Genomic DNA, 20,376 nt, shown 5'->3' with positions numbered 1-20,376 from the left:
CTCTCCTNCCTCTCCTCTCCTCTCCTCTCCTCTCCTCTCCTCTCCTCTCCTCTCCTCTCCTCTCCTCTCCTCTCCTCTCCTCTCCTCTCCTCTCCTCTCCTCTCCTCTCCTCTCCGTCACTGAACGGTGGTCTCCACTCAACACCTCGAGTCGACACTGCTCTCCGCGCCACCGACGGGCGTCACGCCCGCCCGTCTCCAGGGGTCGCTGTCGCTGGCTCCTCAGTCCGCGTCGAAAAAAGCCGATCGCATGAATCGCTGGGGCTGGGTGTCGTCGGCCGTACGCCTCTCAGTCGTCGGCGACCACCGGCGTCTCGGCGTACTCGCCGAGTTTCTCGATGACGTCTGCGACGGGCGTCACGTCCGCGTACTTCATGCTCATGTCGAACAGCGAGAGTTCGTGGGAGATGATCGACCGGTCCCCGACGCACTCCGGCGGGACGATGACGCGGAAGTTACTCGAGTGGCCGTCGACGACGGTGCCTCTGACACAGCCGCTGGTGGTCATCCCGGTGACGATCAGCGTGTCGATGCCGTAGTAGTGGAGTAGGTTCGCGTAGTGGGTGTCGAAGAACGAACTCGCCCGTGGCTTCGGGACGACGACCTCGTCCGCCTCCGGCTCGAGTTCCGGTGCGATCACGTCGAGTTTCTCGCGCCACTCGACGCGCTCGGGGTCGGGGTCGTCGCTCGCCCCGCTCGAGGTCTTCGTCGTCCCCTGGTAGTCGTCGGGATACGTGCCGGGTGCGCTCGGTGTCACGTAGAACACCGGGACGTCCGCCGCGCGTGCCGCCTCGAGCAACTCGGCGTTCGCCGCGACGCACGGCTCGCCCACGTCCGCGCGCTCCTCGGTGAACGCGAGCGTCATGTCGACGACGAGCACGGCGGGCGTGTCCCCCCAGCCGATCTTTCGGGACGTCCCGTCCGTCGTGAAGTACTCGAGGTCCGAGTCCGGGACGGCGTCTGGTACGTAATTCTCCGCTCTCAGGTCTGCTAGGGTCTGACCCATACTCGAGCGACCCACTCCTGGTGTAAAAACCTCCTGCTTAGTCGGATCCCTGTTCCTCACATACCTAGTATTGGTCCCTACTTTCGAACGGTCGATGGCTTTCTGTCCGTATCGATTGCCTGTATCACAGTCTGACCGCCTCCGAGGGCCGGACGGCGGTGTCCACCCGCACCCGAGAACCCGAAGGCCGCTCTCGCGTGCGTCCGTTCACTCGGTTCACTCGTCTCCTGCCCGCTCTCCGGGCGCCCTCGCATAGAATGGACGCCTGTCCGTCCCTGGGGTTTATGCAGCCGATTCGTACACTTCCGTGCGAAATTCGGTGGATTAGATGCCACTTCGATGGCCGCTTTCTCAACGTTCAAACGGTCGGTGTGCGAAGGCTCTCCAATGGGTTCGCTCGAGGAGCGTCTCCGTCACTCGCGCGTCTTCGCCGTCTGGGTTCGGGTCTTCGACCTCTCCTGGCCGATGATGGCCGAGCAGGTGCTCCGGACGCTGATGCGGACGACGGACATCGTCGTCGCCGGCTTCTTCTCGCCCGCCGCAGTCGCCGCCGTCGGACTGGCGGACATCTACGGCCGACTGCCGCTGTGGCTCGGTATGGGCGTCGGCGACGGCGCGATCGCGCTCTCGAGTCAGGACACCGGCAGCGGTCAGACGGCTACCCGTGACGAGGCGGTCACCCAGGCGCTCCTGCTCGGACTCCTCGCGGCCGTCCCGTTCGTCGTCTTCGGTCTCGTCGGTAGCTACTGGGCGCTCGCGGTGCTCGGAGCCGACAGCGAAATCGTGCGTCTCGGTGGCCTGTACCTCACGATCATCATGATTTCTGCACCGGCGTTTCACGTGACGATGATCGCCGCGCGAGCGATTCAGGGCACTGGCGATACGCGCACGCCGATGTACGTCAACGCGGGCGCGAACGGGCTGAACATCGTTCTCACCGTCTGTCTCGCCTTCGGTCTCGGCCCGTTTCCCGCGCTCTCGGTCGTCGGCATCGCTATCGCCACCGCTCTCGGCGACGTCCTCGCCGCGGGCGCGTTTCTCGTGGTCCTGTTCGGCCCACGAAGCGACATCTCGCTGGTGCGTCCGCACAACACCGTCGTCACCCGCCAGTTGATCGTCATCGGTGCGCCACGCGTCCTCGAGGGGATCACCGAACTGGTCGCCGAGTTTCCGTTCAACGCGATCTTGCTCGCCTTCGGCACGGAAGTCAACGCCGCCTACCACATCGGACGACGGGTCTACCAGCAGATTTCCGCTCCGCTCGCCAGGGGCTACGGCGTCGCCGCGAACATCATCTGCGGCCAGTCACTCGGCAGGCGCGAGCCAGAGACGGCCTACTTCGACGGTCTCGCCGCGGCCGCGCTCGCCGTCGTGACCCTCGGTGGCATCGGTGTCATCCTCTTTTTCGCCGCCGAGTGGCTCGCGCTCGCCTTCACACGCGACCCCGAGACGCTCGAGTACGCCGTCGCGTTCGCTCGAGCCTACGCCGTCTCGACCGTCTTCATCGCCTGTTACGTCGTGCTCGCTGGCTCGTTGCGCGGCGGCAGCGAGAGCCGCCCGCCGTTCGTCGCGAAGGTGACGGGAATGGTCGTCTTCTTGCTGGGTATCACCTACGTCTTCGGCGTCCGACTCGAGTACGGTGTCGTCGCCGCCTACGTCGCCATCGTCGCCGACTTCGCCTGGCGGGCGGCGCTGATCGGTGCCATCTACGTCCGCCGCAACTGGCTCGAGCGCGGCGCGTCGATGATGCGCGCCCGTGCGGGCGCTCCCGCCGAAGACTGACCCGACGGCTCGTCAGCTCGCCACTCACTCACAGCGACGTCTCCCGACGCTCGAGCGGTTCCCGCTCACACCACATACGCCGATCACTCATCGTACTGATTGGTATCTCCGAAAATTTATTATTTCCTTCTATCTGTTCCCGAAGCACATTTTTAGACAGTTGGTACAGTACTGGTTCTGTAGCCGTTTGGGGACACACAGGTGTTCTCAGACAGGTGTGTGGGTGGTGCCGGTCTATGCTGTCTGACACTTCACAATCCGCCTTCTAGCTCCTTCCTACTGGGCCTGTGGCTGGTTTGGTGTGCGTGTCCATCCCAGACATTATTGAAACAAAAATACCATCCGATAAAGGGGGATACGATAGAACAGTCAGATACCATATGTACTATCGATCCGTGTTCGATCCGTGTTCGATCCGTGGCCGTCTCTACAGCGCCCCGCTCGCTCGAGGCTCACGGCTCGTCTTCGGTGCGGGCCCCAGCACCTGTCACGGAAGGCGTTATGCGTCTGCTCGTGGTCGACTCCCCGACCCATGTCCACCATCGAGAGCACGAACCCGGCGACCGGCGAGACGAACGACACCTACGACGCACACTCGAGCGACGACTGGGACGACCGACTCGAGCGCGCGCTCGAGACCTATCCGGCGTGGTCTTCGCGTGAGATTCGCGAGCGCCAGCAGGTGCTCGCAGACGCCGCCTCGCGCCTGCGTTCGGATCAGGAAGTGTACGCCGACTTGATCACTCGCGAGATGGGAAAACCGATCGCACAGAGTCGCGCGGAGGTCGAGAAGTGCGCCTGGGTGTGTGACCACTACGCCGAGCACGCTGCGGCCTACCTCCAGGACGAGGTGATCGGTACCGAACCCGGCGTCGAGGCGTTCGTCTCCTACGAACCCGTCGGGCCGATACTCGCCGTCATGCCCTGGAACTTTCCGTTCTGGCAGGTGTTTCGATTCGCCGCACCGACGCTTGCGCTCGGCAACGTCGGCCTATTGAAACACGCCTCGAACGTCCCCGGCTGTGCGCTCGCCATCGAAGACCTCTTCCGCGAGGTCGGCGCCCCAGAGGGGGTGTTCTCGACGCTGCTGGTGTCCTCGAGCGACATTTCAGACATCATCGCGGACGACCGGCTGCGTGGGGTGACGCTCACTGGCAGCGACGGCGCTGGCCGGGCCGTCGGCGAGCAGGCAGGGAGCGAACTCAAGCCGGCGGTGCTCGAACTCGGCGGGAGCGACCCGTTCGTCGTGCTCGAAGACGCCGACCTCGAGCGGACGGTCGAGCGCGCCGTCGACGCGCGGCTGATCAACTCCGGGCAGTCCTGTATCGCGGCGAAGCGCTTTATCGTCTGTGAGGACGTTCGTGACGAGTTCGTCGACCGGTTCGTCGAGGAGATGACCTCACGGACGGTCGGCGACCCGAGCGAGGAGGGGACGGAGATCGGTCCGCAGGCGCGGGCGGACTTACTCGAGGAACTCCACGAACAGGTCGAGGAGACGGTCGAGGCGGGGGCGACCCTCGAGTGTGGGGGCGAGCCACTCGAGCGGGAGGGGGCGTTCTACCCGCCGACGGTGTTGACGGACGTGCCCCACGACGCGCCCGCTGCGGTCGACGAGGTGTTCGGTCCCGCCGCAGCGGTGTTCACGGTCGGGGACGAGGACGAGGCGGTCGCGCTCGCGAACGACGTCCGCTTCGGCCTGGGGGCGAGCGTCTGGACGGCCGATTCGGACCGGGGCTGCCGGGTGGCGCGGCGACTCGAGGCGGGGTGTGCGTTCGTCAACGAACTCGTGAAATCTGATCCGCGCGTGCCTTTCGGCGGCGTGAAAGATTCGGGCTACGGCCGCGAACTCGGTCGGCCGGGGATCCGGGCGTTCGCCAACGAGAAGACGATCTGGGTCGACCGAACGGAGTCGGGTACGTCGGGTGAGAGTCCGGCCGAGTGACGGGACTGGCCGCGTCGCTGGTACTCGAGCGCGTTCACAGACTCGGGAGAAGTGATATACGGCCCGGTGGTGTACACCCTCGTATGTACCGGGCGATCCTTCCGGAAGGCCAGATCGTGTGTGAGCGCTACGATCACGGAGAGAAGGGTGTCGAACTCTACGACGAGGGAGATCACTTCATCGCGTTCGTTCCGTACAGCAACCTCCACGCGTTGCTCGACGAGGACGTTTACGCCGGAGACGAACGGTCGATCATGTAGCCGGCGTCTGATCGATCGCGTCCAACTGTTCTCGGTACCGGTTTCTGACCGTGACGACCGTCGTCTGTGCGGTGTCGGCGACCGCCCGCTGAGGAACGGTCTCGTCACACAGCAAGCCAGCGGCGTAGATCGCCGCGGCGGCGTAGCCAGTCGGTGACTTCCCGGAGTGGAGTCCGAGTTCGGTCGTCTCGTCGATGATCTCGACGGCTTTCGACTCGACCGTCTTGCTGACGTCGAGTTCCGAACAGAAGCGCGGGACGAACTGTCGGGGGTTCGTCGGCTCTAAGTTGATGTCGAGTTCGTCGGCGATGTAGCGGTAGGTTCGGCCGATCTCGCGCTGGTCGACCCGGGAGACGCCGGTGACCTCCTCGAGGCTGCGCGGGATTCCCTCCTTACGGCAGGCCGTGTAGAGGGCGCTCGTGGCGACCCCTTCGATCGACCGGCCGCGGATGAGGTCCCGGTCGAGCGCCTGGCGGTAGATGACGCTCGCGGTTTCTTTCACCGGTTGTGGCACCCCGAGTGCGCTGACCATCCGATCGATCTCGGAGAGGGCGTACTTCAGGTTGCGTTCGCCGGCGTTTTTCGTTCGGATGCGTTCCTGCCAGACCCGTAGCCGGTGGAGCTGGCCGTGTTTGTCGGCGGACATCGAGTGGCCGTTGGCGTCACGGTTTCGCCAGTCGATCGTGGTCGTGAGTCCCCGGTCGTGCATCGACTGTGTCAGCGGTGCGCCGACCCGTGAGAGCTCTTCGTGTTCCTGTGCGTTGAACGCTCGCCACTCGGGACCGTAGTCGATCGGCTCCTCGCTCAGTACGAGTCCACACTCTCGACAGACCCGTTCTCCGCGGTCCGGATCGTTGACGATCGTGTCGGTTTCGCAATCGGGACACCGACCGGTATCCACCTCCTGTGATTCGTCGGTAACGTGGTTGCTAATGGACCGCGTCATTAGTGAGGTGTCGGAACCTGCCTGCGATTGTAAGGCCGTCACATGGTTTCGCGAGAAACGCTCACTTTCAGCTGCCTATCGATACCTGCGCCCAGCGTGGGTACGCGGAGACCCATCGTTACTCGCGTTCTCGAGTACGCGGGGACGGTACCCTCCCGGCCACCGTCGGCGGTGGCTCACTCGTCCGAGTACGTTCAGCCGTCTGTCACCGGTAACACCGAATCATCGTCGCGTAATCCGCTCTTTCACGGTCGAACCGTCGGGTAGCTTTAGGTCTCGCCAGCCAAAGGGTGAGCCGTCCGTGACGGTAGATCGACGCCCCACCCGTCTGCACCGGCCGACCAGTCAGCGGTCGCGCTCGTGCGCGTGTATGCAGACGATACGCCCGTACAATCGAGAGATACTGCCCCGCTCTCGAGCGTCCCGTCTGCACACTGGTGGGTACGCGTCGGTGAGCGGCCGAAGCCCGCCCGTACTGAGTTTGCAAGCGATGCAAAACGTGACCGCGCTTAAGAGTATCTGCGTTGGCCTACAAACTGGTGTGACAAACGTGATTGCGACTTACAGTTCGGAGCTGCCGTGGACCCACTCTGTGTCCCGATGGGGGAATACCGCGTTCGATGGTTCGCCACTCGCCACGTATCGAGCCGGACGCAGGCCGGGTGAGGGGAGCTGATGTCGTCCGTCGACACGTCCATTCCCGACGAGATCAGATCGGTCACAGAGGAGTCCGACGCCGACCGACTCTCGAAAGACGTCATTTTCGAACTCCTGAAGAACCGCCGCCGTCGAGAAGTCCTCTCGTACCTCCTCGAGACCGACGACACGGTGACTCTCGGTGAACTCGCCGAACAGATCGCTGCCTGGGAGAACGACACCGAGATCAACGCACTCAGTTCTGATCAACGAAAGCGCGTCTACGTCGCGCTCTATCAGACACATCTTCCGAAGATGGACGACGCGGGTATCATCGACTACGATCAGGACCGCGGCCTGATCACGCTCGCCGACAACGCCGACCTCCTCATGATGTACCTCGACTCCGACACTCACCAGCAGGACCGCTGGGACCGGTGGTACGCCGCCCTGAGCGTCGTCGGTGCCGGTCTCGTCGCCGGGACCTACCTCAACGTGCCGCCGACGTCGTTCGTCCCCACGGTGGCCGTGACGGCGCTCGTCGTCGGCGCGTTCCTCGCCGTCTCGCTCGTCCACGTCTTCGTCAACCACCGCTTACAGCAGGTCGTCGACGGCAAACTCTCCAGAATCGAGTGATCTGACGAAGGTTTTTATCTCTCGACCACTTACCGAAAATCGGCTCCCGACGACCGTCAACTCACTACCGGAACAGTTCGCGTGCCAGCATTCTGTTTCGGCGCGGGAGCCGTCTTCTGACCGACACCGAACGCTCGAGCGTTCAGTCTCGAACACGGCCGGAACCGGTGGCCGGGCCACAGCACGACCGCTCAGTACGTGTACAGCTGCAGCTCCTCGATCCGCTCGAAGTCGGTATCCCTGCTCACCAGTGGCTCCCGGTGTTCGATCGCCATCGCTGCGATCAGACAGTCGGTCATCGCGATCGGTTCTCCTCGCTCGAGGAGCGACGCCTGTATCTCTCCACTGCGGCGCACACACGCGCGGTCGAATGGGAGCCAGCGAAGCGACTCGAGCAGTGCGGCCGTCCGCTGAAATTCGGTTGCGCTCCCCCTCGCGTCGCTCCTCTCGGAGCTTCTGGTCGACGTGTTCGGGGAGCGAAATCGTCTTCGTGCCCGTGGCTCGCTGTGTATGCATTGTGCTGTCGGCGAGTGCCCGATGTCGCCGGGTCGGTCCGTCAGAACAGTTGCTCGGGGTCGACCACGACGCCGTTGACGCGAACGCTCGCCTCGCCCTCGAGTGTGAGCGACTCGAGGCGGCCCTCGAAGCGGTAGGCGTCGAGCCAGTTCGCGACGACGCCGCTCGCCCGACCCCCGTCGACGCTCGTCTGCGGGTCGACCGTCGCCCCGCTCTCGGTGGTCGGTTCGATCGCACCGCCGTCGACGGTGAACTCGTAGTCCGTCGTTCCGGTCGCCTCGCGGCCGTCGACGACGAGGGTGCTCCACGCGCCCTGTTCATCTCCATCGCCGTCGTCCCCCGGTTCTGCATCGCTCCTCGCGCCGGAAGCCGCCTCGACGGCGCTCGTCGGACAGCCCTCGGGGACGACGTCGCGGGGGTTCGTGCCGTTGCCACCGCGGAGGTCGATGGTCCCGCCCTGGACGCGCCGGGTGCCGCCGTTGAACCCGGTGTCGTACTGGGTGTTCGAGACGACGAGGCGCGAGCCTCGAGAGTGTAGCGCGTAGTGGCGGCCGTTCATCGCGAGGTCGCAGCCGTCGACCTCGACGGTGCCGGGCGACCAGGCCCAGACGCCGCGGCCGTCTTTGTGTCTCGAGTCGTTGACCGCGACGCTGTCGGTGACGCGCCCTTCGGCGAGTCGGAAGTGGCTGACCCAGGAGTTCGCCGAGTAGCAGCCGTCGATGTGGACGGTGCCGCCGCCGTTGCCGCCGGGTGCCGAGCAGTAAAACGAGTTGTCGCCCATCTCCTGGACGTTGACGTTCCGCATGTCGATGTGGCCGCGGTGCTGGGGCGCGACCCAGATGCCGAGACCCGCCCGGTGGGCGCTCGCCGCTCCATCACCGAGGTAGATGTTCTCCATCACGGAGCTGTTCCCCCGCCGGTCGGAGACGCCGAAAATCGCGTTCGTGTTGCCGAGTCGTCCCTCGATGCCGACGTTGCGGATGGTCCAGTTCGTCCCGTGGGCGACGACGACCGGCCAGCAGTTCCCGGCCGTACAGTCGATGAGGACGTTCTCGAACGTCTCGCCGTTTCCGACCTCGAAGGTCCGGCGCTCGCCGCGGCTGAGACGGATCGTCTCGTACGCTTCACTCGAGCGCTCGCTCGCCGCCGCAGTGCTCGTCGAGGTAGCCAGTGCCCCAGTAGCCAGGGTCCCTGCGCGCGCGAGGTACGCCCGCCGACCGAGTAATCCAGTGTTACGCTCTCGTTTCGTTCCCGTCACGTCCGAATCGGCCGACTCGAGCGTCGACCCCGGAGGTTCGCGTGCCATGCGTCCGGCTAACTTCTGTACGACTCTATAAACTTTTCCTACATTTCTGTACAGATATCCTGATTCTCCCTCCAACCGATGAAAAACACCTCTTCTGTAGTGTTCGTTCGGCCCGAACGAAATCACCGCTTATCGCCAGTAACTCCGAATTACGACTGTATTCAGGCGTCGAAGACGGCGTCGGGCGAGTCGGGACAGCCCTCGGGGACGAAGTCACGTGGCTCGTGGCCGACGTTCTCCTCCTCGAGCTGGACGTTCCCCTGGAAGCGCGAGGAGTCCGCGGGGGCGTAGTGGCTGTCGACGACGGCTGCGTGCGTCGTCTGGCCGGACTGGCCGAAGTCGTAGCCGTGGGCGTAGTTGCCGGAGATGAAGTGGCTGTCACGGACCTCGACCTCGAGTCCGTCGCGGCCGGGCCAGACCCAGAGCGGGCGGCCGTCGTTGCGGCCGGTGTTGACGGCGACGCAGTTCTCGACGGTGCCGCCCGCGAGGCGGAAGCCGGAGACCCAGTTGTCCTTCGCGTAGCAGTTCGTAAAGTGGACGGTGCCGCGCTGGCCGTTGGCGTTCGTCCCCGGTGCGGAGGCGTAGAAGGCGTTGTCGTTCGCGCCTTCGACGTAGACGCCGTCGAACTCGAGTCGCCCGGAGTGTTCGGGGGCGACCCAGATACCGAGCTGTGGGTGGCGGGCGGCACCGACGCTGTCGTCGACGCCGTCACCGATGTAGACGTTCTCGACGCGGGAGGTGTTCCCGCCGCGGTCGGAACAGGTGAGCGCGCGGCTCTGGTGGGAGAACTCGCCGCGCCAGGCGACGTTGCGTACCGTCCAGTTGGTGCCGTGGGCGACGAGCGAGACCGACGCGTTGTTCGCCGTCTGGTCGAACAGCACGTTCTCGAAGGTCTCGCCGTCTTCGACGTGGATCACTTCGTGTGTGCCTGCGGGGACCTCGATCAGTTCGTAGCCGGCATCCCTCGCTGTGGCGACGCCGCTCGCACCGATCACACCGGCGACCGCCCCTGCGGTCAGCCCGAGATACGCTCGTCGGTTCAGTAATCGCGGCTTGGTCGCTCGCGTCTGCGTCTCGGCTGGCGATTCGTCGGTGTCAGCATCCGCAGTAACCGGGGGTTCGCGTGCCATGCGTTTGGCCAACGACGAGGGGGTAATGTAAGCTTTTACCCCGAACGAACAGAATTTTTTCGTGATTGTCCAGATTTCGAACCGGTTTCGAAACGCAGTCCCGGATGCGCTCGCCTAGCGGTTACGAGCGTTGTACTCGAGGTGGACCGCTGCGTCGCCGGTCAGCCGGAAGTTCGTGATGTCGCCGTTGAACCAGTAGGCGTCCAGTCGGTCGTCGACGGTGCCTTCGACGGCGGTGCCTTCGATCACGTCGTCGGGGTCGATCGTTGCACCCATGTGCTCGGCTTTCAGCACCTCGCCGTCGACGGTGAACGAGTAGGTGCTCTCACCCTCGGCGTCGGTGCCGTCGATGACGATGGCGTGAGGGAGCAACAGCTGGTCGCCGTACTCGTAGGGGTCGATCCGTTCGCCGTCGACGTAGACGTCCGCCTCGCTGTCGACGAACGTCACGTCGGTGAGCGCACCAGAGAAGGCGAAGCGCTGGCGGCCGTCACTCACCGTACTCTCGATCACGCCGTCGCCCATCACGATGCCCTCGTCTTCCGGGGTCCCGTCACCGGCGTACTCGACGGCGCCGTCGATGGTGACCTGGAAACTCGAGGGGTGGCCGCGGCCGACGACCTCGAGCAGGTGTGGGAGGTGCTCGCCGTAGTCTGCCGGATCGATCCGCTCGCCGTTGAGCGAGACCGTCGCGGGACCGTGGACGGAGAGTCCCTCGAGGTCGCCGCTGAAGCGGAACGCCTCGGTCCAGTCGCCGACGACGCCGTGGACTCGACTCCCCTCGATTGCTGCGTCCTCGAGTCGGTCGCCGTCTTCGTTCGACGTCTCGACCTCGCCGCCGACGACGAACTCGTAGCGGGTGACGCCCGCGTCGCTGCCCTCGATGACGAGCAGGTTCTCGAGGTCGTCCTCGTCGTCGAAGTAGGTCTCGGGATCGATCCGTTCGTCATCTAGATACACACGTGCGGGACCGTCGACCTCGAGGGCGACCAGGTCGCCGTCGAAGGCGTAGGCGTCCTTCCAGTTGGCGAGAGTGTGAGTGACGCTCGTCGCCCCCTCCTCGAGGTCGAGTCCGGGGTCGATCGAGGCGCCATCGTACTCCGAGGGCTCGAGTTCACCGTCGACCTCGACGCTGTAGCGGGTGGGTTCCCAGTTTCTGCCCTGGTGGTCCCCGCGCAACAGGAGGGTGTGCTCGCGGTACTCGGCGGGATCTCGGTCCTCGTCTTCGTCGTCGAAGTAGGTCTCGGGGTCGATCCGCTCGCCGTCGAGGTAGACTCTCGCGGGCCCGTCGATCTCGAGACCGACCAGGTCGCCGTCGAAGGCGAAGGCGTCGCGCCAGTTGGCGAGGGTGTGTTCGACGCGCGTCTGGCCGTCTTCGAACGCGAGTTCGGGGTCGATGGATGCGCCGTCGAACTCCGAGGGCTCGAGTTCGCCGTCGACTTCGACGACGTACTCGGTTCGCTCCCAGTCTGCGCCCTGGTGGTCGGCGCGCAACAGGAGGGTGTGCTCGCGGTACTCCGAGGGGTCGCCGGTCTCCTCGTCTCCGTCCTCACCGCCATCGCCACCGTCCTCGCCATCGGTGCCGTCGTCTCCGTCCTCACCATCACTGCCATCGCCGCCGTCCTCACCATCACTGCCATCGCCGCCGTCCTCACCATCGTTCCCGTCGTTGCCATCCTCACCGTCACCGCCGTCTCCGCCATCGCCGTCGTCCTCGTCGCCGAACTCCGCCGGATCGATCTCTTCGCCGTCGAGGTAGACCCGCGCGGGACCGTCGACCTCGAGGGCGACCAGGTCGCCGTCGAAGGCGTAGGCGTCGCGCCAGTTGGCCAGCGTGTGGCTGACGCTCGTCTGACCCTCCTCGAGGTCGAGTTCGGGGTCGATGGATGCGCCGTCGTAGGTCGATGCCTCGAGTTCGCCGTCGATTTCGAAGCTGTACTCGCTTCGCTCCCAGTCGTCGCCCTGGTGGTCGGCACGGAAGACGAGCGTGTGCTCGCGGTACTCCGATGGGTCCTCCCGGGGTTCACCGGGGTCGGTCATCCCGTCGAAGACGGCTTCGGGCGAGTCGGGACAGCCCTCGGGGACGAAGTCACGCGGACTGTGCCCGACGTTGTCCTCCTCGAGATTCACGGTGCCCAGAAAGCGCGTCGAACTCGCGGGGGCGTAGTGGCTGTCGATTACGCGCGCGTTCGTCGTCGCGCCGTTGCGGCCGAAGTCGTAGCCGTGGGCGTAGTTTCCACAGACGAAGTGACAGTCACGCACCTCCACGTCGAGTCCGCCGCGGGTCGGCCAGACCCACAGCGGGCGGCCGTTGTTCCCGGAGTTCGTGTTGACGGCGACGCAGTTCTCGACGGTGCCGCCCGCGAGGCGGAAGCCGGAGACGCGGTTGTCCTTCGCGTAACAGTTCTTGTAGTGGATCGTCCCCCGCCGGCCGTTGCTGTTGGTTCCCGGCGCAGAGCCGTAGAAGGCGTTGTCGTTCGCGCCCTCGACGTACATCCGTTCGATCTCGAGGCGGCCGTTGTGCTCGGGTGAGACCCAGAGACCGAACTTCGGGTGGCGGCGGTTGCCGACGCTGTCGTCGACGCCGTCGCCCATGTAGACGTTCTCGACGCGGGAGGTGCCGTTGCCGGTGTCCGAGACCGCGATGGCCCGGTCGTGGTGGGAGAACTCGCCGCGCCAGGCGACGTTTCTGATCGTCCAGTTGGTGCCGTGGGCGACGACCGTCACGGCCGACCCCGGTGCCGTCTGGTCGAACAGCACGTTCTCGAAGGTTTCGTTGCTCCCGACGCGGATCACCCGGCGTTGGCCGGCCGGGACGGTGATCACCTCGTACTCGTCGGCCGACGCTGCACCCACCGCCCCAGCACCGGCGGCGGCGACGGTGGCGACGCCAGCGAGTTTCAGGTACTCCCGTCGGTGGAGTAATCCAGTATTACCGTCGTCTGTTCTCTTCTGTTCGGTCGGCGCAGCCGCTGCGCTCTCGTCTGCTACCGCAGGTTCGCGTGCCATGCAATCGTGTAATTCAATTATTCCTGTATAAACTTTCCGCCCGAATTATGGGTTAATTTTACAGAGTCTCACAGATTCGGGGATATTATGTTAAAAAATGAGTGGAAAACAGTCATTACTTCTTATACGAACTCTCACGACTCGCGAGCGGTAAGAGAATCTTACCGCCAGGAGAGCCGGCTCGAGTCTGCCTGGTCGGTATCGGTCGCCGAACGCTCGGCGTCAGCTGTCGCTCTCGTGGGCGCCGAACGATACCTGTTACAGAAAACCACACCGTCGCATCTCGCCCCGTTCGTCGGCGAGGGCGTGTCTGTGGAGGACCAGAAATACCGCGTTCTACCGACCGTCAGCGGGGGACTCGCTACCGAACGCGGCGCTACTGGTCGCGCGCGTTGTACTCGACGTGGACCTTCGCGTCGCCGAGGAGTTTGAAGTCGGTGATGTCGCCGCTGAACCAGAAGGCGTCGAGCCAGTTGGCGACGCCACCGCGGACGGCGGTTCCCTCGATCACGTCACCGGGGTCGATAGAGGCACCCATGTGCTCGGATTTCAGTACCTCGCCGTCGACGGTGAACGAGTAGGTGCTCGGGCCGTCGGCCTCGGTGCCGTCGATGACGATGGCGTGCGGCAGGAGTAACTGGTCGCCGTACTCGTAGGGGTCGATCCGCTCGCCGTTGACGTAGATGTCGGCCTCGCTGTCGACGAACGTCACGTCGGTGAGCGTCCCCGAGAAGGCGAAGCGGAGGCTGTCGTCGTCGACCGTGCTCTCGATCACGCCGTCGGTGATCGTCGTCACTTCCTCGTTCGGGTCGCCCGCCTCGAGTTCGACCGAGCCGTCGATCGAAATCTGGAAGCTCGAGGGGTGGCTGCGGCCGACGACTTCGAGGGTGTGGGGGAGGTCGTCACCGAACTCGCTCGGCTCGACGACCTCGTCGTTGACGTAGACCGTCGCGGGACCGTCGACGGTGAGTTCCTCGAGATCGCCGCCGAAGCGGAAGGCGTCCTTCCAGTTGGCGACGACGCCGTGGACGCGGTCGTCTTCGATCACGTCCTCGTCGTCGATGGAGGCTCCCTGGTAGGTCGACTTCTCGACGTCGCCACTGACGACGAACTCGTAGCGGGTGACGCCGCTCTCGTCGCCGTCGATGAGGATGACGTTCTCGAGTGCGTGGGTCTCCTCGTCGCCGCCTTCGTCTTCGTGTTCGTTCTCGTCTTCACCTTCGTCCCCGTCGCCGAACTCGGCGGGGTCGACCCGTTCGCCGTCGAGGTAGACGTAGGCGGGACCGTCGACCTCGAGCGAGCGCAACTCGCCGTCAAAGGCGTAGGCGTCTTTCCAGTTGGCGAGGGTGTTCTCGACGCGGCCGTCGCTGAGGCTCAGCTGCGGGTCGATGGTGGCTCCGTCGTAGGTCGAGGCCTCGAGTTCGCCGTCGACCTCGAAGCTGTAGTGGGTGGGTTCCCAGTTTCTGCCCTGGTGGTCGCCGCGGACGAGCAGGGTGTGCTCGCGGTACTCCGAGGGGTCTCCTCGGGGCTCGCCGGGCGTCTCGCTTCCGGCGTTCTCGACGACGGCGTCGACGGAGTCGGGACAGCCCTCGGGGACGAAGTCGCGCGGGTTGTGGCCGACGTTGCGTTCGTCTAGCTGGACGTTCCCCTGGAAGCGCGTCGAATTTCGCGGCGCGTAGTGGCTGTCGATGACGGTCGCACGCGTCGTTCCGCCGCTCCGGCCGAAGTCGTAGCCGTGGGCGTAACTGCCGCTGATGAAGTGACAGTTCCTGATCGTCACGTCGAGACCGCCGCGCGTCGGCCAGACCCAGATACAGCGGCCGTTGCGTCCGCGCGAGGAGTTGACGGCGACACAGTTCTCGACGACACCGCCTGCGAGACGGAAGTGTGAGACCCAGTTGTCCTTCGCGTAGCAGTTCTTGAAGTGGACGGTTCCCCGGCGGCCGTTGCTGTTCGTCCCCGGTGCGGAGGCGTAGAAGCCGTTGTCGTGTGCGCCCTCGACGTAGACGCCGTCGAACTCGATGTGTCCGGAGTGTTCGGGGGCGACCCAGATGCCCATCTGTGGGTGGCGACGCTGGCCGACGCCGCCCTGGACGCCGTCACCGATGTAGACGTTCTCGACGTACGAGGTGTTTCCGCCGCGGTCGGAGCAGGTGAACGCCCGACTCCGGTGGGAGAACTCACCGCGCCAGGCGACGTTTCTGACCGTCCAGTTGGTGCCGTGGGCGACGAGCGAGGCCGACGCGCCACGTGCCGTCTGGTCGAAGATGACGTTCTCGAAGGTCTCGTTGTTCTCGACGTGGATGACTCGGCGCTGGCCCGCAGGGACCCTGATCACCCGGAAGTCGTCGTCGGCCGCCGCCGTGCCGGCCACACCGAGACTCGCCGCGCTCACACTCGCGACGCTCGCGAGCCTGAGATACTCCCGCCGGTGGAGTAATCCATCATTACCGTCCGTGTCGCCTCCCGTACCGCCAACTGTACTCGGTTCCGCTTCCTCCGTCTCCGCAAGTTCGCGTGCCATGCATTCGGGTAACATGTAGATAACATCTTAAACCTTTCTGCCCTCAGATCGATAAAATTTAGCGACATTCACAATTATCTTCTAAAACATTCAGTAAACTATGACTGTTTATTCTCGATTCCTTATAGCGAGGTCGGCGCCGGATAGCGATTCAATCGTCGCTTACTTCTCTCACGCCAGATGTCTGGTTCGTTTTACGGACTCTCCGGCCGATTTGTGTGCCGAATTTGATCGAATACCCGCCAGTGGGCGTGAGTGTTCGCACCAGACTCGTCCACGGACAGTTCGGGTTCGGAACCGGTCGCTGGCGTGATCGATCTCAGATGTGCGCCCGCACCGCTCGCACGTCGATCTGTCCGCTCGCGATGGAGGCCCCGCCCCAGACGGCGATCCCGACGGCGATCACGCCGAACAGGCTGAGCGGACCGGTGACGTACGGGGTCAGCGCCAGAATCGTGAGCGCCATCGCGCCGGTGATCGCTCCGGTGACGAGCACCGACCGGAGGAGTCGAAGCCGCCGTAACTCGAGTTCCTGGTCGATGAGGTAGAGGTTGTACCCGACCATGAGTCCGAAACAGACCGCCGTCGAGAGCGCCGCGCCGACGACGCCGATGGTGGGGATGAGCACGAGGTTCAGCAGGAAGTTGAGCGTGCCAGTGACGCCCTTGCCGATGGCGCGCTCGGTCGCCCGCCCGAGGTAGTCGAGGCTGTCGTTGGTGATCTTGTCGATCGCCTGGAAGAGGACGAACGCGGCGAACACCTGGAGGACGGGCACCGCTCCCAGGTAGCTCTCACCGAAGACGAACTCGATGCCCGGCCCGGCGAGGAGAACGACGCCCGCGACGGCCGGCAGGTAGAGCAGCGTGATGTACTCGAACGACTGTTCGTACACGCGCGAGGCGCGCTCGATCTGCGAGCCGGATTTGTGTTCGCCGAACGTCGGTGCGACCGTAAACCCGAGCGAGTCGGCCGGAGCGATGACGAACGTCGAGACCTGTTTGGCGAGTTCGTAGAAGCCGACCGCGAGCGGACTCAGGAAGAAGCCGACCATCAGCGTATCGACGCGCTTGTAGAGGACGTTCGCCCCCTGCGAGGCGGTCAGGGGGACGCTGTACTCGAGGATGCGCCGGGTGAGTCCCTCCTCGACGGTCTCCGGCGTCGGACACTCACGGACGAGTCGTGCCAGGAGTACGAGACCGAGGAGCGCGCCGAGGGTGTAGCCCGCGACGAAGCCACCGATGACGCCGACCGGCCCGTAGCCCGCGAGCATCAGCAGGACGACACTTCCGAACTGGGCGGCGTGGGAGGTGGCTTTCACCGCTGCACTCAGCGACACCCGCCCGAACCCCTGGAAGACGATGGTCAGGTACGACTGGGTGACGTGCGCGAGGACGTAGCCGACGCCGACGACGAGCAGGGGCTCGAGCGCCGGTTCGCCGTAGAACGCGGCGATGGGTCCGGAGAGTGCGAACAGTGCGAGGCAGACGATGCCCGCGATCAGGGCGTTGTAGGTCCCGGAGACCCTGAGTACGTGTCGGAGCTGTGTCTCGTCGCGTTCGCGGTACTCGGCGATGAACTTCGCCGTCGACTTCGGAATGCCGAGTGAGGCGAACAGGCCGGCGACGGCGAAGACGGCGACGGCGAGAAAGACCAGTCCGTACTCGTCGGGCGAGAGGAACACCCTGGTGAGGACGAGGATGATCCCCGCCTGGGCCGCCAGGTGAACCATCTCCGCGCCGAACGTCGCCTTGACGCCGCGTGCTATCCGTTCTGATAGTGACATAAATCTGGATCGTCGACGCTCGTCGGTTCGTCTCGAGCGTCTCGTCTAGCTCTCGAGTTCGGTCTCGGCCGCGCGTTCGACTTCCTCGAGGTCCGTCTCGGCGTCGGCTTCGGTCTCGAAGGCGCGTTCGTCGTCGGTCCCGAGGTCGGTGCTCTCGGTCGCGGCGTCGCGGACCGCCTCCATGAGTCGGATCGTCCAGGTCGATTGCTCGAGTGGGACGGGAATCTCGGTGCCGTACTCGATGGCTTTCGCGAACCGGTCGAAGATGACGTAGTGGGAGTTCAGCGCGACCTCGTTCTCCCAACTGTCGTCGAACTGGGTGGCCGCGACGAGTTTGGCGTTCTCGAGCGAACTCGTGAACTGGTCGAGCGAGACGTCGAGTGCCTTCTTCGAGCGCGCGAGCGTCGAGGCGGTGTAGTCTTCGTCGGTGACCGAGACCGACTGGTTGATCTCGTCGACGACGATCGACCGTTCGGTGCCGTTGATGACGTGTAGCCGCTGGGGCTTCGTCCCCGACAGCATCTTGACGGTACACAGCGCGCCGTTCTCGGCGACGTACTGAATCTGGGCCTGGTCGTAGCTGAAGCCGCCGTCGTAGGTTCGAGAGAGCGAGGTGTGGGCGCTGACTGCCTCGATGTCTTCGGGGAAGCCGCCGACGCCGAGGACGGAGTAGATCGGGTGGGGAAGCCCCTCTTCGAACTCGCCGCCGGGGAGGTCGAACACCCACGAGCCACGGTTCTCCATGTCCGGCGGCGTCAGCCCGGCGTAGATCACGTCGACGCCGATTAGCTGGCCGATCTCGCCGCGATCGATCATCCGCCGGGCCTTCCTGACGGCGGGATCGAAGAGGTGGTTGTGGATCACCGTCGCCGGGACGTCGTGTTCCGTCGCGAGTTCGTCGATCTCGGCGATCTCTTCGGCCGTCACCGTCGCCGGTTTCTCGATGACGATGGCGACGCCCGCTTCGATGGCCTGGCGGGCCAGGTCGAAGTGGGTCTGGACCGGCGTACAGAGGTGGATGCAGTCGACCGAGCCGTCGAGGAGCGACGAGAAGTCGGTCTCTGCGCGCGTGCCGAACTCGCGAGCCATGCTCATGGCCGCCTCTTCGTCTAAGTCACACACCGCGACGAGTTCCATGCGTGGATTCTTCGATACCCCTGCGAGATGCGTGCGAGAGACCGTTCCCGCGCCGATAACTGCCGTTCGTACGACCATAGTCGGGAGTCGCCGCTTGCCCCATTAGTTTTGGTCCTGCTACTTCTCTCGCGTTGAGTTACGATCTCGTTAGTGTATCGGTAGCTGTCACGTACCTCGGTGCCATCGCCCGACACGCTCGCGTCGACGGCGACTCCTCGTCGTTTCTCGTTCGAACACCGCCGTCACCGACGACGGCCGATAAAAAGTCCACGTTCACGGATGCGATCTGCACCCGGTCAGAGCTGGAGGTCGTCTTCGAGGTCGCTCGGCAAGATGAGGTCGATCTCGCCGGCCGACTCGAGTTCGTGGAGGTGTTCGAGGGTGGTCTCGAAGTCCTCGTAGCGCTGGCCCTCGAGTCGGTGGTAGAACAGGCAGGTGATGCCGCGCATCTCCGCCGTCCGGTCGAGCATCGTCCGGGCACGCTCGGCGGAGGGGTCGCCGATGCGCGTACACATGAGCGGGTTCGCGTTGTAGCCCTGGACGGGCTGGCCGCCGGCGAAGCCGAGGTCGTGGTACTTCTCGACGAGGTCGACCGTCACGGCGTCGTAGTCGCCGAAGGGGTAGGCGAAGTAGCGCGCACCCTCGTCGTAGCCGTGGTCCTCGAGCCACTGCTTGCCGTTTCGAATCTCGATTTCCTGGTGTGCTGGCTCCAGCTCCGAGAGGTACGGGTGAGTGTGTGAGTGGTTCCCAATCGTCCAGCCTGCCTCGTGGAGGGCGTCGACCTGTTCGGCGTCGAGCCGGTCGCGGTTGCCGACGCGGCCGGGGTTGATAAACGAGGCTGCCTCGTAGCCGTACTCCTCGAGCAGCGGCAGTCCGCGGGTGTAGTCGGTGTCGTGGCCGTCGTCGAACTGGAGCATCACCTTCCCGGTGTCGGGCCGTGGCACCATGTGGAGGTCGTCGACCCAGAAATCCCGCTCGCCACTCTCGTCCCAAAAGATGAGTTCTATCTCTCTGACGTCACTCATGTCGGGATTTCCGTCGACTTGGCTGACGCCGTAGTTGTAGCGCATGAACGGCAGACCGCCGGTGACGCCCCGTCGGAAGTCGATTCGGTCTCCCGCCGAGTCGTAGACCCGGATCACCGGATTGACCATCCGTTCGGCGGTGAGGGCGAGACCCGGGACGACCTCCGTGAGGTCTTTCGGGGTGTCGAACGTACGCGAGACGTTGACCTGCGGATCACTGGAGCCTCTCGCGGCACCGATCTCGAGGAACGCCGACTGGTCACCGACGTACGAACGCTGTTCGTCGGCACTGATCGAGCCGTAGGTTACGTTCCACGCCGAGAGGTCGTCGAACGAATCGAACGTTCCCGGCCGTACTACCTCCGCTTCCGGTTCGTTCGTGTTTTCCTCCTCGGGTTCCTCGTTTGGCTCCTCGTCACTGGAACTCATACATCCCGCGAGGGCGGCAGCAGCCGTCGCGAGGAGATATGTACGTCGTCTCATTGTGCGATTGATGAGAATCTCGAGTGGGTGATTGTTATGTAGCGGATACAGTTCGCACTCGTAATGGTAGTGGGAGCGTTCCAACGGTAATATCCACACGCACTCGTCGTCCTTCAGAGTGCCGGTCGAGGCGGTGACCGCTGCCGAACCGACGACGGTTCGAGGGCGCCCGTCCCAGTCACGGCATACCGTCGTCACTCGCTGCCATCGAAATTTCGTGCAGTTGTTACGTGATTGGTACCGTGTTCGGACCTAT

Annotated in this window: 14 protein-coding genes; 4 read left to right on the top strand and 10 right to left on the bottom strand. The window is 64.5% G+C overall.

Annotated features, from left to right (window positions below; genetic code table 11):
- Positions 1–288 precede the first annotated feature (288 nt).
- The gene (locus tag N0B15_RS13780; RefSeq protein WP_263020284.1) at positions 289–1,005 is read right to left on the bottom strand and encodes an isochorismatase family protein; all 717 of its coding nucleotides are present in this window, start codon (positions 1,003–1,005) and stop codon (positions 289–291) included.
- Positions 1,006–1,473: 468 nt separating this feature from the next.
- Between N0B15_RS13780 and N0B15_RS13775 the strand changes: the two genes are divergently transcribed.
- From N0B15_RS13775 to N0B15_RS13765, 3 genes are all read left to right on the top strand, one after another.
- On the top strand, positions 1,474–2,787 hold the full coding sequence (locus N0B15_RS13775; protein WP_263020369.1) for an MATE family efflux transporter: 1,314 nt from the start codon (positions 1,474–1,476) through the stop codon (positions 2,785–2,787).
- 532 nt (positions 2,788–3,319) lie between these two features.
- A complete protein-coding gene (locus N0B15_RS13770; protein ID WP_263020283.1) occupies positions 3,320–4,729 on the top strand; it encodes an NAD-dependent succinate-semialdehyde dehydrogenase in 1,410 nt (469 codons plus the stop codon).
- Positions 4,730–4,812: 83 nt separating this feature from the next.
- Positions 4,813–4,989, top strand: coding sequence for a hypothetical protein (locus N0B15_RS13765; protein WP_263020282.1), 177 nt, complete (start codon positions 4,813–4,815; stop codon positions 4,987–4,989).
- Here N0B15_RS13765 and N0B15_RS13760 read toward each other — a convergent pair.
- Complete coding sequence (locus N0B15_RS13760) at positions 4,982–5,935, bottom strand: transcription initiation factor IIB (protein WP_263020281.1); 954 nt, start codon at positions 5,933–5,935, stop codon at positions 4,982–4,984. The genes N0B15_RS13765 and N0B15_RS13760 overlap by 8 nt on opposite strands.
- Before the next feature lie 675 nt (positions 5,936–6,610).
- Here N0B15_RS13760 and N0B15_RS13755 point away from each other — a divergent pair.
- On the top strand, positions 6,611–7,207 hold the full coding sequence (locus N0B15_RS13755) for a DUF7344 domain-containing protein (protein WP_263020280.1): 597 nt from the start codon (positions 6,611–6,613) through the stop codon (positions 7,205–7,207).
- Between the two features lie 191 nt (positions 7,208–7,398).
- On the opposite strand, the gene N0B15_RS13750 is transcribed toward N0B15_RS13755, so the two are convergent.
- The 8 genes from N0B15_RS13750 to N0B15_RS13715 all read right to left on the bottom strand — a co-directional run bounded on the left by N0B15_RS13750 (position 7,399) and on the right by N0B15_RS13715 (position 20,120).
- Positions 7,399–7,719 carry a type II toxin-antitoxin system VapC family toxin gene (locus tag N0B15_RS13750; protein ID WP_263020368.1) on the bottom strand — a complete coding sequence of 107 codons (321 nt, stop codon included), beginning with the start codon at positions 7,717–7,719 and terminating at the stop codon, positions 7,399–7,401.
- A gap of 44 nt (positions 7,720–7,763) precedes the next feature.
- The gene (locus N0B15_RS13745) at positions 7,764–9,029 is read right to left on the bottom strand and encodes a hypothetical protein (protein WP_263020279.1); all 1,266 of its coding nucleotides are present in this window, start codon (positions 9,027–9,029) and stop codon (positions 7,764–7,766) included.
- A 161-nt stretch (positions 9,030–9,190) separates the two neighbouring features.
- Complete coding sequence (locus N0B15_RS13740; RefSeq protein WP_263020278.1) at positions 9,191–10,159, bottom strand: hypothetical protein; 969 nt, start codon at positions 10,157–10,159, stop codon at positions 9,191–9,193.
- Positions 10,160–10,273: 114 nt separating this feature from the next.
- Positions 10,274–13,168 carry a hypothetical protein gene (locus N0B15_RS13735; RefSeq protein WP_263020277.1) on the bottom strand — a complete coding sequence of 965 codons (2,895 nt, stop codon included), beginning with the start codon at positions 13,166–13,168 and terminating at the stop codon, positions 10,274–10,276.
- Positions 13,169–13,544: 376 nt separating this feature from the next.
- Positions 13,545–15,692 (bottom strand): right-handed parallel beta-helix repeat-containing protein, encoded by a 2,148-nt coding sequence (locus N0B15_RS13730; RefSeq protein ID WP_263020276.1) that lies wholly within the window; start codon positions 15,690–15,692, stop codon positions 13,545–13,547.
- A gap of 319 nt (positions 15,693–16,011) precedes the next feature.
- A complete protein-coding gene (locus N0B15_RS13725) occupies positions 16,012–17,475 on the bottom strand; it encodes a flippase (RefSeq protein WP_263020275.1) in 1,464 nt (487 codons plus the stop codon).
- 45 nt (positions 17,476–17,520) lie between these two features.
- Entirely contained in the window at positions 17,521–18,690 is a 1,170-nt protein-coding gene (locus tag N0B15_RS13720; RefSeq protein ID WP_263020274.1) for a Gfo/Idh/MocA family protein, read from the bottom strand.
- A gap of 218 nt (positions 18,691–18,908) precedes the next feature.
- On the bottom strand, positions 18,909–20,120 hold the full coding sequence (locus N0B15_RS13715; protein ID WP_263020273.1) for a polysaccharide deacetylase family protein: 1,212 nt from the start codon (positions 20,118–20,120) through the stop codon (positions 18,909–18,911).
- Positions 20,121–20,376 lie beyond the last annotated feature (256 nt).

Origin of the sequence: Natronobiforma cellulositropha, from assembly GCF_025629245.1 — an archaeon.
Classification (GTDB): domain Archaea; phylum Halobacteriota; class Halobacteria; order Halobacteriales; family Natrialbaceae; genus Natronobiforma; species Natronobiforma cellulositropha.
This window is presented reverse-complemented; position numbering and strand designations above follow the sequence as displayed.